Raw genomic sequence first — 15,523 nt, 5'->3', positions numbered from 1 at the left:
GACACATTTTCAAATACTTTGGTCTTCCCAACTATAATAAATCGAAGGTGCGCTTAACTCTCCGGGCGGTACTTTGCTAAAACCTCATTAATGTCTTGTGCTTCGTGCATGCGTCCATGCACTTCGCCATCGACAATCATGACGGGGGCGAGGCCGCAGGCTCCGACGCAACGCAGTGTTTCTAAGGTAAAGAGATTATCCGGAGTAGTTTCACCTGCTTTAATTTTGAGCTGATTTTCAAGTTCTTCTTTTAATTTTTCAGCCCCTCGCACGAAACAGGCGGTACCGGTACAAACATTAACAACGTGTTCTCCCCTGGGTATCATAGTGAAAAATGAGTAAAAGCTTACTACACCGTATACTGTTGCGGAAGGTATATCCAGTCTCTGAGCGATATGCCACTGTACATTATCGGGGAGATATCCATATATTTCTTGAGCATAATGCAAGACCCCAATTAGGTTTTCCTTCTTGTGGGTCAGACTGTCAATATAGCTATCAAGCTTTTGAGCAAACTGATTGGGCGAAGCAGAATCACACATGAAAATCCTCCTTTATTAAAACATTTGTTGCTTCCGTTTTTCACCTCTCTTTAATTCTTTATTCTGCATATTCAGCCAATGATTTGATGGTTGGCAATGGTTTATCCGATAGCTAACTGCCACTGATACCCCCGCTAGAATGAGCGGTGAAATAAATGGCACTAAGCTCCAGGATAACATTTCCCTCCCGCCATGGATGGTTCAGTCACCGCTTTAACACGGCTGGAAGGATCTGGTGTATTCCTGGTAAGGAAAACCCCATGCCTGATCAAGATTATGTTTATATGATTAGTTTAGCTATATTCTCTCTGTCTGTCGTGTTTATGGACATTAAATAAAGGTTTTGTCTATAAAGAAAATTTAGTTAATTAGGAAAACAGTGAAGGTTCTTCTAAATCTGAACACCGGGACTTCTCAGACTTAGGCCTTCCGGCCCTTAAGACTACTCTTCCGCCAAAGGGCTAATTTCGTCAAAAGCCATTTTATCCCGAAAGGAAACTTCGCTGCGAAGAAACCACACCAAAAGTATGTAACGTAAAGTTATACTTTCTGACTAGTACAAAAAAACTCTACCTTATAAAAAGTAGAGTTTTAGAAAAAAGCAAAAGAGTATTGCGATAAAAAACGGCCCCCATTAGGAGACGTTTATTTACAGCGGTATAAATAGCTTGACGGGACGACCAACTGTGCCATATTTCTGTTCAGATTTTAATGCACCGCTATGTTCTAAAAATTCAAGGTAGCGGCGTACAGTGACCCTAGTTAATTTGACCCCTTCTGCGACTTCTTCCGCAGAGAGAGGTCGGCGATTTACCTGCAAAAATTGAACTATTTGACCAAGAGTAGCTTGATGTAAACCCTTAGGCAACTCCGCTTCTCCAATATTTCCTACGAGATTTAAGCTTGGCATTGGCATATACCCAGGTGTAAACGTCTGTTTGACTTCAGTTCCATTCACTGGATTGTTGCTGGTCACTCGATTAATTTCCTCTGTAAGCGATTGGATCTGCTCTACCATTTGGTTAAAAGCATCCTCGAGCTCTCCGATTTCCTTTGCTCCAGAAATTTTTACCTTTTCAGTAAGGTGTCCGGTTGCTACGTCCCTTGTTCCTAACATGATATTGTGCAAAGGAGAAATGATAACTTTCTTAAGGAAAAACCATGTAAGAAGAACTATCAAGACCGTTAGGGCTAATCCCAGTTCGACCATTGTGATCAAAGACCGAGTAATTATTTCCTGTTCATAGGCATGGGAAATTCCGGCATAAAAAATCCCAATAATCTTACCGTTTTCAGCACGTAATGGAACATAACCCGTTTGATGCCACTGTCCAACTACATTGGCTTCTCCTACATAAGTCTGACCATCTTTCAGTACTGTCTGAATTACATTATTGGAAACCTTGGTACCGATTGCCCTTTCGCCATTGGAACCGCGTATCGTGGTAGCAACACGGGTATCTCCCAGAAATAGGGTTACAGTATCCCCCGTTAGACTGGACAAATGGTCAACTAAGTCATTATTAAGACTGATTTTAGCATTCCCCTTATATAGGTTTCCTTCTTGCTCTGACCACGCGCCAGGATATGTCTTATTAATAATTTCCTCACATGTTGCCAAATCTGCTTTAACTTTAATAATAGCTGCGGTTACGGCCCGATCTTTCATGTATAACCCAAGGACCACGAGGAAGCTAGTGGCCATTAAAACTAGCGAACCCAACAACAATATGAGAATTTGCTGTTTAAGCGAACGCATGCAAATTCACCTCTTTCGACTCCACCCTTGCATGGCAAGTTTTGATTATATTGAAAAGTAATTCGCGTCTAATTTCAAAAAACCTTTATTTTTAAGTACAATTAATTGAAAAAAACGAAAAGTTAGTATCTTAAGTGAAATGTAGTCTGTAAATTATTGAAGTCTTTTCTATTAAAAAATTTTTTAATAGAAAATTATAATCTTTGGTCAGAGTGTTGCAATCATATTATATTTTACGATTCAGAGTTTAACTTATATTCGGAACATAACCAATTTACATTCAAATATATTTGTTATACATGTTAATGAGCTTCCACAAATTTCCTATGTATTCTTTGAAAAACTTAGCATTTTCTGCTTAACTTTTAAGCAAACTAAGGTCATAATGTTTAAGCAAACTTTCTGTCATCCTGATCAATATGGTCAAAACAATAACATCAGTATTTGGATTTCAAGATTAAAGGAGGAACGACTCAATGAACTGGAAAAAACCTTTCATCGCCTCGATTATTTCCCTTACATTTATGACGGTACTGGCCATGGGATGCAACAAGGCAGATGAAACCCCTGCTCCTCAGACGACTGGCCCTCAGTTAACTGAAACACCGAAGGTATCTTATGTAGGAGATACTTCATGTAAAGCCTGCCACACTGAGACATATGATAGTACAATTCATACAAAACACTACGATGCCTTTAAACCTCTGGCTGATTTTCCTCTGGAAAAACCTCTAGGTGAAATTACAATTTTTGATACGGCTAATAAAGATACGCCAACATCGACTAAACTTGATTTATCGAAAGCAAAAATTTACGGGGTTATGATGAACGATTATATTATTGCTGAGATCCCCAAAGAAGCAGGATTTAAGAATACACTTTATCGTGTCGGAGCCCTTAAAAAAACAAATGACAAATGGACAGTTGAATCTCCAAAGCAAGCTGATATTGACAAAGATGGAAAGCCTGATTGGACAGCTGAAAGCTTTACCTGCGGAAAATGCCACGCTCCAGGTATCGAGACTGCATCTCCAAGTTATGGTGTATCCTGTGAATCTTGTCATGGACCTGGTGGAAATCATGTCAGCGCCACCGACAAAAAGGCAACTATGAGCCCTGAAACTGCTAAAACTTCATGCGCGAATTGCCATGAAAGTAATCCAGCTAAAGATGAACAAGGTAATTATACAACAAACAATCACTATGGTACACGTAATTACTTTGCCAGCAAACATGCTCAGAGCTCTCAATTAAATCAGTGTCTAACTTGCCATACCACCCATAAAGCCAATGCCAACGGCTCTCTCCTCCCGGCGGACAAGCCGACAGATGTCTGCGCCAAATGTCATGCTGGAACCAACTTTGACCTAGATAAACTAATGTGGAAGAACCCAACTGATCCTTACAATCATATTACAAGAGACCATAGTTTTGGTGCTATGAAATATGAAGATCTTCAAGACGACCCAGCAACTAAACCGATCGAAATAAAGAACCCTACATTTATCGAATTGATTAAGAAACAGTTACCTGAAGCAACAAAGTAACTATTGAAATTCAGTATATTAACCACACGTTACGTTTCTAAAGGGTAGGTAATCATAGAATCTATGCATTACCTACCCTCTTTAACATAACAAGCCTTTCCTGTCAATTCAAGAACCTCAATATTAAATTCCTTCTATAAATATAATCTATCATTTCTAAATAATATAAATAATTAGAATATTTACCCTCTGGGTATTGTGCTTTATTTTACATTATGAATATTTTTCTTCCTGCAGCAGGATTTTTAGACAAGGAAGAAGAACGATTATAATTATAGGAAGGTAATTAGGCTTCTGAGCAATTCTAATATCGAATCTTTTTGACAAACGGGTGTAATTGGGAGAATGTTTATCGATTTCTGGTAGAAATTACGGAGTGACGTGGTTATTACCTGACACTCGGTTCTAGTCGTACATATTTTTCGCCCGTTAGCAAACACTTTATTAACAGAGCGTTCTCAATTAGAAAACTAATCAAACTACATACAATCGTGAAACCACAGCACTTATATTATGTGACATTGATTTCTTTAAAGCGTATAATGATACTTACGGTCATTTACAAGGGGATGAATGCCTTAAGCCGCGGATACCACCCTCTATCAAGCATAACAGGATGGTCGTAACCGTATTAAATTAGCTAACATTTCAACTGATAGCACAAATGAAATTAAGGAGGTCGCAGTATGAGTTTTGAAGTTAATAAGAGTGTAAAATGGGTGGGTAAAATCGATTGGGAATTAAAAAAGTTTCACGGTGATGAACTCTCTACAAATCGTGGTTCCAGCTATAATTCTTACCTTATCCAGGACGAAAAAACAGCCTTGATTGATTGTATTTGGACACCCTTCGCCAAAGAATTTGTCACTAATCTAAAAAAAGAAATCGATTTAAATAAGATTGATTATATCATTGCTAATCATGGTGAACCTGATCACAGCGGGGCCTTGCCAGAATTAATGCGAGAAATCCCTAATACCCCCATTTATTGCACCGCTAATGCCATGAAATCCTTAAAAGGTCAGTACCATCAAGATTGGAATTTTGTACCCGTCAAAACAGGGGATAAACTCAGCCTTGGTTCAAAAGAGTTTATTTTCATTGAAGCAAGAATGCTCCATTGGCCTGATACTATGTTCACTTACTTAACAGGAGATAATATTCTTTTCAGTAATGACGGTTTTGGTCAGCATTTAGCGTCTGAACACATGTTTAACGACTTAGTCGATCAAGCAGAATTATATCATGAAGCCTTAAAATATTATGCCAACATTTTAACTCCCTTCAGTAAATTCGTTGAAAATAAAATTACAGAGATCTTAAGTTTTAACCTGCCTGTTGATATGATCTGCCCGAGCCATGGTCTCATTTGGCGTGATAATCCCTTGCAAATTGTCGATAAATATATGGCATGGGCTAAGGATTACCAAGAAAATCAAATATCAATCATCTACGATACTATGTGGAACAGTACCAGGAAGATGGCCGAACAAATAGCCGCTGGAATCAAACTCAGTGATAAAGATGTTACGGTTAAACTGTTTAATTGTAATTCCACTCATGCCGATAAAAATGATATTATTACAGAAGTCTTTAAATCCAAGGCGATCCTTGTCGGTTCACCTACCATTAACAAAGGCGTATCATTTGCCGTCGCTGGAATTCTTGAAATGATTAAAGGATTGGCGTTTAAAAACAAAAAAGGTGCTGCTTTTGGCAGTTATGGTTGGAGCGGGGAAAATACTAAGCTTATTTCAACAGAATTAGAACACGCCAAGTTTGAGTTGCTAAACGAAGGACTGAGAGTAACCTGGAGCCCAGATGATGAGGCTCTCATTAAGTGTCAGGAATTTGGTCAGACCATCGGGGAAGCACTCAAGTGAACTCCTTCTGCTAAAGCTGAACATCGAGATTTCGGTGACGTAAGTCTCAGACTTATGCCGAAGGGGCATATCCACATACGAATACATTCGCACCGTAGGATGGAGTCTACCTCCTTCGCGCCAAGTGTTCCTATTGGGAAAAGGCGCTCGGCGATACTCTATCCTACGCCGGTAGGCATTCCTATTGGGACCACGGTTTTGGCGATACTTTCCACCGGAGACTATCGTCACCGAAGCAGAATAAGGAACACCCACTTGAAGAAGTAGGTGTCTCGGAATTGATAAGCAAAGTTACGAAATTAATGAGGGAAGGGGACGTTAACGTCCCCTTCCCTCATTAATTTCGTTATAGTTCAAGTATAGCTAAAAATGTCTCTTCAAACTATATATACACAACTTAATTTTACAATTCTGTGCAACGCACATCCAATATTGCTCTCTGATTAAGATATCTCCCAGGCTTAAAACTAAACGACGTTAATCTTAACCTCTACATCATCCTTATGTAACTCTAGGCATCTGTCTCTCCATTTTTTCCACAGTCTTTCGGAAGCTTCGACCGCAACAGGATCGAATTGTATGCCTTTGTTTAAGCGCACCTCCTCCCAGCATTCTTCCCAAGACAAGGCCTTCCGATAAGGCCGTATCGAGGTGATGGCATCCATGGCATCTGCCACTCCTATTATTCTTGAGCCCAAAGGGATTCTGTTCTCACGTAAACCACCAGGATAGCCTTTCCCATCCCATCGTTCATGGTGGTGCAGAACAATTTCAGCAATTTGCTTAAGCCCTTTCGATTTGGCTAAAATTTTATAACCTATCTCTGGATGTGTTTGTATTTGAGCCCATTCATGAGGAAGAAGTCTGCCTCTTTTGTTTAAAATGTTCTCTGAAATACCCATCTTACCTATATCATGAAGGTGTGCAGCAATATGAATATTTTCTAATTCTGAGCCTTTCAGACCCATAGCTCGCCCCAAATCATAAGACATATCCCCTACCCTGGAAGAATGACCGCTAGTGTACAAATCTTTCGCCTCCAAGGCAGCTGCCAGACACTCAATAATATCGTGGAAGTGTTGAGGTCGTAAGAGTCTTTGAATGTATTGAAACATTGACGTTTCCTCCGCCTGAGATCGTCTATAGCAACTTATGCCCCCCTAGTTCTTAAACGATCTTTTCTTCAAGTTCATCCAACAGTCTGTCCAACGAAGCACCGCTACTACTATGACTTCTGAATACGGGGATTTTCTTTCTTTTCGCCTCTTTTACTGCAGTGTGAATCATTTTATGAGAGACTGTCGATGTGAATAAAACAATTCCATCAGGCGATCCGATCACCTTATCAAACTTTGTAGGCATCTGGGTATAGACTTTTACATCATGTCCACGCTTGGAGCATATGCCCATATATTCACTATGCATTCTGTCATGACCACCAACTAGCACAATACTCATTATCGTACCGCCTCCTACAAATTATATTTTGTCACTCTCGCCGGCATACAAATCCTCAATCCCCCCTACCGACATTGATAACCATTCTCAGCATATCTTCTAAAAAAACGCTCCTTTCACCTCGGAGCAACCTTCATTCTACAATAATGTTTTGCGCTTCAGCCTTCCTGGGCGTCAGACCTTCCAGAAACTTTTTCGTGATTTCTTTAGCTCTACATGCTTCAACTACAGCCTCTTTACCCGGTGATAGAATTGTTAAGGGCATTTTCTCACTCCTTACCGTAAATATCTGCAATTGATAATCAATATCAATAGCTTGTGTAATTTATATTATCATTAATCTCCCCTTCCGTCAACGCTAAATTCGAGTATTTAGTGAGCAGTTTTCATATATAAAAGCTCTCGAAGAATAATTTTTCTCCCAGAGCTTCCATTATCTCACTTGACTCACCAGCATTCTGTTGAGTATTTATATACATGTATTATTCCTTCGTAATTTTTTTTGTGTACTCGCTGATCATTCTACAGATGTTTATCATCAGCCTAATCTCATCAGAATCTTTATCCTTAGTTATGGATACTAGCTCATTTATTAAACTGTTGGGTTCAACGTTAACTTCTTCCTGAAGAAGGTAATCGACCGTGACTCCTAAAGACTTTGCTAAACTTACTACTGTCTCTAAGCTAGGGTTTTTCTCTCCCCGCTCTACTTGACCTATATATGACTCATTAACTTCCGCGATCTCTGCAAGTTGTTCCTGCGTAAGTCTATACTTCGTTCTCTCTTCTCTGATTCGATGACCCAAATATTTAAATGCCATTTTTCATAGCCCCTTTCGATTCCACTATAGGGTATATAGAACGGGGCTTGAAGCGCCTATCGGTATTATTAATATTGACCATTAGTACTGTGAAGTGTTAGAATTAATTCTACATTAAAGTACTGTATGTCATGTCAGCATCGTAAATAAGCATGTACAAACATAAATCGACTTTTGTAAGTTTTAATAACTAACGAATTGCACCACAATTGTATAGATTAACAAGTCTCGCAAATTGGTATCATATATTTCGGGGGGGTGAAACAGCATTTGAAAAAGGCACTAGTTGTTGAAGGCAATGAAGGAATCCGTCGTCTATTAATAGAGGTTCTAGCTGAAGAAGGATATTCAGTCGACGCAGTTACCAACGGTTTGGAAGCTCTTGAAAGAATCCAAAAATGTATACCATCAGTTGTTTTATTGGATTCAGAATTGCCTGATATGGGGGGAATAGAGGTTCTAACAAAAATTTCTAATTCATACCCGAACCTACCAGTTGTCTTGTTAGCATATATAGACGAAACAGACGTAAAAATATCACAAAAGAGCGGCTTAGTCAAGTATTGTATAATAAAACCTTTCTCCTTAACTGATCTCATAGAACTTCTCAACTCGTTTGACATTTAACGCTCTTATGCTTGATTTTCCTGATTTCATCTTTCGTTAATTAAAGATCTAAGTTGAAACATAACGCTACAACTCCAATATAGCAAGGAGAGAATATTAGTTCTGCCCTATTTATGGGTTAAATGTAATGGTAATATCGACAATCTCAGGATTATTACCTATTCGAATCGGCGGACCCCATGTTCCGTAACCTGATGATACAATGAGTTGAAAATCCCCTTTGCGCAGTAATCCCCAGTCCTGTTCAAAAATTCGCTGTGTAATAAACTGAATGGGAAACATTTGTCCATTGTGTGTATGCCCAGATACTTGTAGATCCACTCCTTGTTCAACGGGCTCCTCCAAATGTGATGGTTGGTGATCCATTAATAATATGGGAAACGAAGGGTTTACTCCTTGCATTATTGTTGCTAAGTCTTGCCTTTTAGTGCCATTAAACCGCGCCCCTGATAAATCATCTCGCCCAATAAGATAGAAACTTCCTGCGATCTCCTGGGAAGTATCCCGTAATACCTTAACCCCTGCTTCACCTAGATATTTGATAGCTTCGTCGGCATTTCCGCCAATATATTCATGGTTACCAAGCACCGCAAAAGCACCGTAGGATGCTCTTAGCATACGAAAGGTGTCTGATATTTGCTGTTTATTCTTTGATTCTATATCTTCATCAAACACATCCCCTGCAAACAGAATCAGGTCAGGTTTTAGCCCATTTACCTGATTGACTAGTTTTGTCAGCTGATCGTTATGGACAATCGTTCCCAGATGGATATCTGAAACCATGACAACGTGCAACTGTTCTAAGGACCCAGCCTGTTTAGCAATTGACAAATCATAATGATTGATCCTGGGATGGCTGGCATTCCAGACTCCGTAGCTTACAATACCAACGACTAATACAAAAACAGTCAATCCCAAAGCAGGGTTTGAGCTCTGTTTTATTTCCAGCGGTACTAGATGCAGCCAACGGTCAAACAATCTCAAAAGGTCAATTAATGTGATAATTAATAAAAAATAGAACATAAAAGCTATCCAATAAGCTCCTACAATGGTCATTCCTTCATACAGCATTGTCGGAAGGAATTTCTCGCTAAACCGACTGAGCAAGTAGGAGAAGGCTAGAAGTAAAAAGACAGGCCAATATACTTTAGAACTTAAGAATGGCACATAACTAAACAAGGCCTGCCATCCTCGCAGGCCGATATAGAAATTAAGTCCACCGTAAACTAAAAAAATAACTATACCCACCAGAATGAATAAAGGATTTGTCATATATAGTACTACCTCCAAATATCAACATCTAAGCAAAGAATAATTTTACATTATCTACAGTGGGTATTATACAACTATTTCCTGCCTGCGTCACATATATAACAATAACTCTTTATCAGCGTAATCGCTTTACCTTAATTGAAAAACTTATTTCTACCTCTAGACATTTCATGTATGGAAATTAATCTTACAAATTACGTGTAATTTTTAAACCAAAGCGTTTATTTTTTCCTAAACTTTTCTATTAGTGATCAAGCTAAAAGTCTAGGAGTTTTTTTATCTCCTAGACTTTTAGCTTACAACTTTCATTTATATAGTTTTTACCCTGTATAAATCATTTCTTCGTCCTTTACCACGATTTTTTCCTGAAGGTGATGAGCAAAACCGATCGACAAATTCTTGGGGCAGTTTCTTGATCAGCAACACTGGTATATCGGATTTGTTTAACACACTATGCGCCAAACTGCCATATACTAAACCTTTCAAACTACTTGGCCCTCGCGTACCCATAATGATTAATTCAAATTCCTTTTTAGTCGCAAAATTGATAATCGCTTCTACAGTATCGGGAATATTTGAATTAGAAAAAATAACCTGTTGATTGACGTTTTGTCCTGCCTCAAAAAATATCTCGTGAGTTTTGGCGATTATTTTAGAATACTGACTTCTGTGCTTAAATTCTACTTTGTCCAATAATCTTTTTTCCCATTCTAAGATAAGATCAGTCGACCAAATTTCCCTCAGATTGGAGTTCTCTAGTTTAGAGCCTTGGATATTCTCCTGAGCATGTACGATGGTTAAATGCATGTTAGGTATTCTATTAAATAGGTTGGCAGTATAAACAGCTGCAGATAAAGAATGCTCAGAACCATCAAAATAAAGAAGCACCTTTAATGGATTACCATTCATACTATAATTATCACCTCACCATAGTTTATGGGTAATCATATCCTCAGGCAGAATCACGTTTCGGATGTACCATCGGCTGAGCATATTGTGAATCGCCCTTTTGGACCTGTTTGAAACGAATGATATAACGAATGATCATTAATACTCCAGCTATTGCACCACCGAACAATGTAACTGAAGCTAACAAATCAAGAATGCTGGCAACTCCTTGAGAAAGGTTAGCCATTTGAAGGTCCACTAAATATTTTGGAATGGCAAAGGCTCTACTTAATGCTGACATACCAATAACAACGGCCATTACTAGTTTAATTTGCATTTCAGAAACCATCTTGGTTGCGTTAGCCCCAATATGGAGACCCAACAGTGAACCAATGTATAGCAGCAAAACCAAACGAATATCCACAAAACCATTCATGGCATACTGAAAGGAACCAGAGGCACCGGAGAAAATTGCTAAGAATAATTCTGTACCGGCAGCTACCATCGTAGGTATACCCAGGATATATATCATGGCGGGAACTCCAATGAATCCTCCCACGCCAACAGTTCCTGCCAGCCACCCAGTTGCCACGCCGATAAGAGCAACAAACCACAAGGATACACGAACATTTGCAACTTTAAAATAAATCATGGGTGGGAGGTTAATTTTCGAAAGTTTAGCAGCAAAACCCGAAGGTTCACCCAATCCACTCTTAGCACCCGGTTTAGAAATATCCTTTAAAATAAAGATCGAAAGTCCGGATAAAAGCACCACAAATACCACACTAATATACAGGTTTGAACCTTCCTTACCCATACTGGCAAATATTAACTCATTCAAAATTACTGCTAACCGAACACCCAGTAAAAGGAAGGCTACCATAAAGATCCCTAACTTAACATCTACATTTCCCATCTTAGAGTGCTTCCTTGCTCCAACCATTGCCTTACCGAATTTGTGAGCAAGGTTTGAGCTCACTGCTGCGATGCCAGGAACTCCGAGGGCCATCATGCCCGGAGTCATAACAAAAGCCCCCCCGCTACCCAGAAAGCCACTTAATGCACCCCCTAAAAATCCAAGTCCTACCATAGACAAACCCACTTTTGGGGTGATATCTATAAATCTCATAACTTCTCCAACTAAACTTACTGCTTCGCCTGCCATCGATAAAAGCCCCCTTTCTAATGATTGCTATCTAAGCCGAGGATACTTAAGACATGAGATACCGCTGTCCCATACAAAAAAGCGATACAAATTACTGTGCCTAAAAGACTAAGAGCAGGAATAATTCCTTTACTCAGGTAAAATTGGTTTAGTTGATCGATATTAAAGAAAATTACAAAATAAGCGCAAAAGGATAAACCCAAGAAAATAATAGTTTCTAAAAAGCTCGATTTGGATGCTTTACTCATATCCAATCTCTCCTTTAATTTGTTAGCTGAAATAGGTATTTAAAAGATATCTCCCCTCCTTAATTTGTGATATAATTCTCTATATAGCAAATACTGTGCCAATACGAATAAGCCGTTATTTCAAGCATTTATAATGACCATTAAAAAAAGTAGTGTAGCAAATGCTGTAATTTACTGTTTTAAAACCAATCAAGATATCTCTATTCAGTTAATTTATTATCTTATTTCTTAGGTTCTTAGCTATTTTCTCAGGAATACTGTGGCATGTATCTTTTGCTACAGACATATGTATTATATAATTCAATTCTTAGATCCCCCTGATAGTTGGAGGTAGAGTGAATTTGAGGATCCATAAAAATTTACTATCGTCTTCCAAAGGAAAAAGTCTAAAGAATCAATTAGTTATTATTTTCGCAGTTATTATGCTTGTACCATTATTAGCGTTAATATACGATATTTTTTTCGCTTCACAGACGGATCAAGTTATCTTTTTCGATAAAGAACAAAGACTGGCTGCCCTTGTTAAGAGTACCAATCAAGAACTCTCTAAGAATCTAGAATTTTTGGAGATTGAACCAGATATCTCATCACTCCTTCTGCACAGCGAATTTACCCGCGTTGTCGAGCCTTATATACCATCAAATTCGGGGATTCGTTTCGGTTTATATGTTCCCCAAACAGAGAAAATTACTGTATTAGGGTTTCTGCATAACTATCGTAATCTCTCGCAGGAAGAAGAAACCCAGCGGGAGAGAGAGATATTCGATAATACTAAGTCCGGTCTGGTAGCTGCCGAAATGGCTAATGAACCCCTCTTTCGAATATCTGGTTCTTTCGATGACCAAGTAGTTGAGTACATTGCACCAGTTGTACTAAAAGGGAAAGTAGTTGCCGTAATGTGGGCCGGAGAACGACTTAACCCGTTCTTTTATCAAAGCAGTTTCTATCGAAAATTGCTTCGTTATTTCACCCTGGGCGTACTCGCATTGGTTATGTTTGCCACTCTTAGGACAATTCGAAATATCACCACCGACGTGGACCGCTTGAAGCAAGGCTTACATCGTATGGAATATGATATTCACCACCTATTGCCAGAAATGACGGGTGAACTGGGCCAAGTGGCCCAAGCAGTTAACCGGATGGCCAAAAGTCTAACTGAAAAGGAACGCTTAGAAGATCAACTGAGGCAATCTGAACATCTTATTGCACTAGGTCGTTTGGCTACAGGGGTAGCACACGAACTGCGTAACCCAATTGGGATTATTAAAACCTTAGTCGAACTTATGAAGCAGGAATACTCTCAAATGAGTGGTATCGAGGAATATACGCGGGCCATAGATGAGCAGGTGGACAGACAAGATATGGTGATTCAAGAACTGCTTGACTTTGGCCGTCCTACCAAAGTGTCCATTAAAGAGTGTTCAATCAATGATCTAATTACGGGAGTCCTATCATTTTCAGCTGCGATGTTGCGAAAACAAAAGGTAAAAGTTCAACTGCACCTAGATAGTTCACTTCCTAGGATTCTAGCCGATACTGAAAAACTTAAGCAGGTATTTGTAAATATTATTGTAAACGCCGCTGAAGCGATGCCAGCCGGCGGTAATTTAAATATCGTCACAAAGCAAAGTGATGAAATGGCTATCATCACTTTATCTGATACCGGAGAAGGTATCTCTGAAGATGAAATGATAAGAATATTTGACCCCTTCTACACAACCAAAGAAGCTGGTACCGGTCTTGGACTATCAATTTCTTATCAAAGTATTAAATTACATGGTGGAATAATCGAAGTGAACAGTGTCCCTAATAAAGGAACTACCTTTATAATTGAACTTCCTGTAGCACCACAATCTTCTTAGGAGATGATACTCTTGATACCACGAATACTGGTAATTGACGATGAAGAGAGAATGTGTTGGGCCTTAGAAAGGGCTTTAAGTCACGAAGGATATCAAGTAGCCACTGCAACGAGAGGTCTGCAAGGTATTGAAATGGCTCTCGAAACTGAACCCTCGACGGTGATATTAGATTTAAAGATGCCTGATATCGATGGCATTGAAGTGTTGAAAAAGCTAAAAAGTATCAACCCCAAGATTCCTGTCATTATGATCACCGCTCACGGCACTATTGAAACTGCGATCGAAGCCATGAAAATTGGAGCAACCGATTATATTACTAAGCCCTTTAAACTTGATGAATTAAAAGTTCAAGTGAAACAAGCTCTTCATTTATCCAATTTAGAAAATGAAGTAAATTTTTTGCGTCAGGAGTTAGGCAAGAAATACGGGAAAATGATTGGTCAAAGCGATGCCATTAAAGAGGTTATCCTTCTAATTCAGCAGGTTGCCAAAACAAATGCGACAGTTTTAATAACAGGGGAAAGTGGAACAGGTAAAGAAGTCGCCGCTGTTGAAATACATAAGGCCAGTAACCGTGCTAATATGCCCTTTGTAGCTGTGAACTGTGCTGCTCTACCCGAACAACTGTTGGAAAGCGAACTATTTGGTCACGAAAAGGGGGCCTTTACTGGTGCAACCAATCGAAAAAAGGGTCGCTTCGAAATGGCTGATAAAGGCACTATTTTATTAGATGAAATCGGTGATATGCCAATAAGTATGCAGGTAAAGCTACTGCGTGTTTTACAGGAAAGATGTTTTGAAAGAGTCGGGGGAACTGAAACCATCCAGATTGACGTACGGGTCATTGCCACCACTAATTCTGAACTTTCCGCATCTATTTCTAAGGGAACCTTTAGAGAAGATCTATATTATCGCTTAAATGTTATGCAAATCAAAATGCCTCCCCTTAGATTACGGAAAGAAGATATTCCTCTGCTGGTTAACCATTTCCTTGGGAAATTTGATCCTTCCCATACTAAAAAAATCTCCTCCGACGCTATGAAGATTTTGACCCGTTACGACTGGCCAGGCAACATAAGAGAGTTGCAAAACGCCATTGAAAGACCGCTGATTGTTTGCCAAAACAATGAAATTCTACCCGTTCACCTGCCCAGCGAATTATTAGATAACCTAAAAGAAACTTCTGAGCCGATTATAAATCTTCCTGAGGCTGGTTTCTCTTTAGAAGAGTTAGAGAAACGTCTTTTCATTAAAGCATTAGAAAAGAATCATTATAACCAGACAAAGACTGCTAAATATCTAGGTATTTCTCGTCCAACACTTCTCTATCGTATGAATAAACATGGCCTAAAATTTTAGTATGAAAACAGAGGAACAGGCAGGTTGTTTCAAAACAACTTGCCTGTTCCTCTGTTCATAACCATTCGACGCCATCCATACACCAACACATG

Annotated in this window: 15 protein-coding genes and 1 pseudogene; 6 read left to right on the top strand and 10 right to left on the bottom strand. The window is 39.1% G+C overall.

Annotation, left to right across the window (positions count from 1 at the left end):
* Positions 1-53: 53 nt before the first annotated feature.
* Both BUB11_RS10820 and BUB11_RS10815 read right to left on the bottom strand, forming a co-directional pair.
* Positions 54-542 carry an NADH-quinone oxidoreductase subunit NuoE family protein gene (locus BUB11_RS10820; RefSeq protein WP_073029779.1) on the bottom strand — a complete coding sequence of 163 codons (489 nt, stop codon included), beginning with the start codon at positions 540-542 and terminating at the stop codon, positions 54-56.
* Between the two features lie 649 nt (positions 543-1,191).
* Positions 1,192-2,301: a cache domain-containing protein gene (locus tag BUB11_RS10815; RefSeq protein WP_073029778.1), complete on the bottom strand. Its 1,110-nt coding sequence runs from the start codon at positions 2,299-2,301 to the stop codon at positions 1,192-1,194.
* Positions 2,302-2,777: 476 nt separating this feature from the next.
* Here BUB11_RS10815 and BUB11_RS10810 point away from each other — a divergent pair, with 476 nt between their 5' ends.
* The 3 genes and pseudogenes from BUB11_RS10810 to BUB11_RS10800 all read left to right on the top strand — a co-directional run bounded on the left by BUB11_RS10810 (position 2,778) and on the right by BUB11_RS10800 (position 5,731).
* A complete protein-coding gene (locus tag BUB11_RS10810) occupies positions 2,778-3,848 on the top strand; it encodes a cytochrome c3 family protein (RefSeq protein WP_073029777.1) in 1,071 nt (356 codons plus the stop codon).
* Positions 3,849-4,350: 502 nt separating this feature from the next.
* A pseudogene (locus BUB11_RS29080) lies at positions 4,351-4,431 on the top strand (diguanylate cyclase domain-containing protein); the annotation flags it as partial.
* 103 nt (positions 4,432-4,534) lie between these two features.
* On the top strand, positions 4,535-5,731 hold the full coding sequence (locus BUB11_RS10800; RefSeq protein ID WP_073029776.1) for an anaerobic nitric oxide reductase flavorubredoxin: 1,197 nt from the start codon (positions 4,535-4,537) through the stop codon (positions 5,729-5,731).
* 467 nt (positions 5,732-6,198) lie between these two features.
* Here the strand turns inward: BUB11_RS10800 and BUB11_RS10795 are convergent, their stop codons facing one another.
* From BUB11_RS10795 to BUB11_RS10780, 4 genes are all read right to left on the bottom strand, one after another.
* Positions 6,199-6,846 (bottom strand): HD-GYP domain-containing protein, encoded by a 648-nt coding sequence (locus tag BUB11_RS10795; protein WP_073029775.1) that lies wholly within the window; start codon positions 6,844-6,846, stop codon positions 6,199-6,201.
* Positions 6,847-6,898: 52 nt separating this feature from the next.
* On the bottom strand, positions 6,899-7,189 hold the full coding sequence (locus BUB11_RS10790) for a DUF2325 domain-containing protein (RefSeq protein WP_073029774.1): 291 nt from the start codon (positions 7,187-7,189) through the stop codon (positions 6,899-6,901).
* A gap of 133 nt (positions 7,190-7,322) precedes the next feature.
* Complete coding sequence (locus BUB11_RS28785) at positions 7,323-7,454, bottom strand: hypothetical protein (protein WP_282433998.1); 132 nt, start codon at positions 7,452-7,454, stop codon at positions 7,323-7,325.
* Positions 7,455-7,671: 217 nt separating this feature from the next.
* A complete protein-coding gene (locus tag BUB11_RS10780; protein ID WP_073029773.1) occupies positions 7,672-8,010 on the bottom strand; it encodes a helix-turn-helix domain-containing protein in 339 nt (112 codons plus the stop codon).
* Positions 8,011-8,280: 270 nt separating this feature from the next.
* Between BUB11_RS10780 and BUB11_RS10775 the strand changes: the two genes are divergently transcribed.
* A complete protein-coding gene (locus tag BUB11_RS10775; protein ID WP_073029772.1) occupies positions 8,281-8,637 on the top strand; it encodes a response regulator in 357 nt (118 codons plus the stop codon).
* 111 nt (positions 8,638-8,748) lie between these two features.
* Here the strand turns inward: BUB11_RS10775 and BUB11_RS10770 are convergent, their stop codons facing one another.
* The 4 genes from BUB11_RS10770 to BUB11_RS10755 form a co-directional block, all read right to left on the bottom strand.
* Complete coding sequence (locus BUB11_RS10770) at positions 8,749-9,909, bottom strand: metallophosphoesterase (protein ID WP_073029771.1); 1,161 nt, start codon at positions 9,907-9,909, stop codon at positions 8,749-8,751.
* 309 nt (positions 9,910-10,218) lie between these two features.
* The gene (locus BUB11_RS10765; protein ID WP_073029770.1) at positions 10,219-10,818 is read right to left on the bottom strand and encodes a universal stress protein; all 600 of its coding nucleotides are present in this window, start codon (positions 10,816-10,818) and stop codon (positions 10,219-10,221) included.
* 43 nt (positions 10,819-10,861) lie between these two features.
* A complete protein-coding gene (locus BUB11_RS10760; protein ID WP_073029769.1) occupies positions 10,862-11,962 on the bottom strand; it encodes a sulfite exporter TauE/SafE family protein in 1,101 nt (366 codons plus the stop codon).
* 17 nt (positions 11,963-11,979) lie between these two features.
* Positions 11,980-12,210: a hypothetical protein gene (locus tag BUB11_RS10755; protein WP_073029768.1), complete on the bottom strand. Its 231-nt coding sequence runs from the start codon at positions 12,208-12,210 to the stop codon at positions 11,980-11,982.
* Positions 12,211-12,551: 341 nt separating this feature from the next.
* Here BUB11_RS10755 and BUB11_RS10750 point away from each other — a divergent pair, with 341 nt between their 5' ends.
* On the top strand, positions 12,552-14,072 hold the full coding sequence (locus BUB11_RS10750) for an ATP-binding protein (protein WP_084110247.1): 1,521 nt from the start codon (positions 12,552-12,554) through the stop codon (positions 14,070-14,072).
* 12 nt (positions 14,073-14,084) lie between these two features.
* Entirely contained in the window at positions 14,085-15,431 is a 1,347-nt protein-coding gene (locus BUB11_RS10745) for a sigma-54-dependent transcriptional regulator (RefSeq protein WP_073029766.1), read from the top strand.
* The last annotated feature ends 92 nt before the right edge of the window (positions 15,432-15,523 follow it).

This window comes from Desulfosporosinus lacus DSM 15449, assembly GCF_900129935.1.
Taxonomy (GTDB): Bacteria; Bacillota; Desulfitobacteriia; order Desulfitobacteriales; family Desulfitobacteriaceae; genus Desulfosporosinus; species Desulfosporosinus lacus.
Note: the sequence above shows the minus strand (reverse complement) of the source record. Positions and strands in the feature narration are given on the sequence as shown.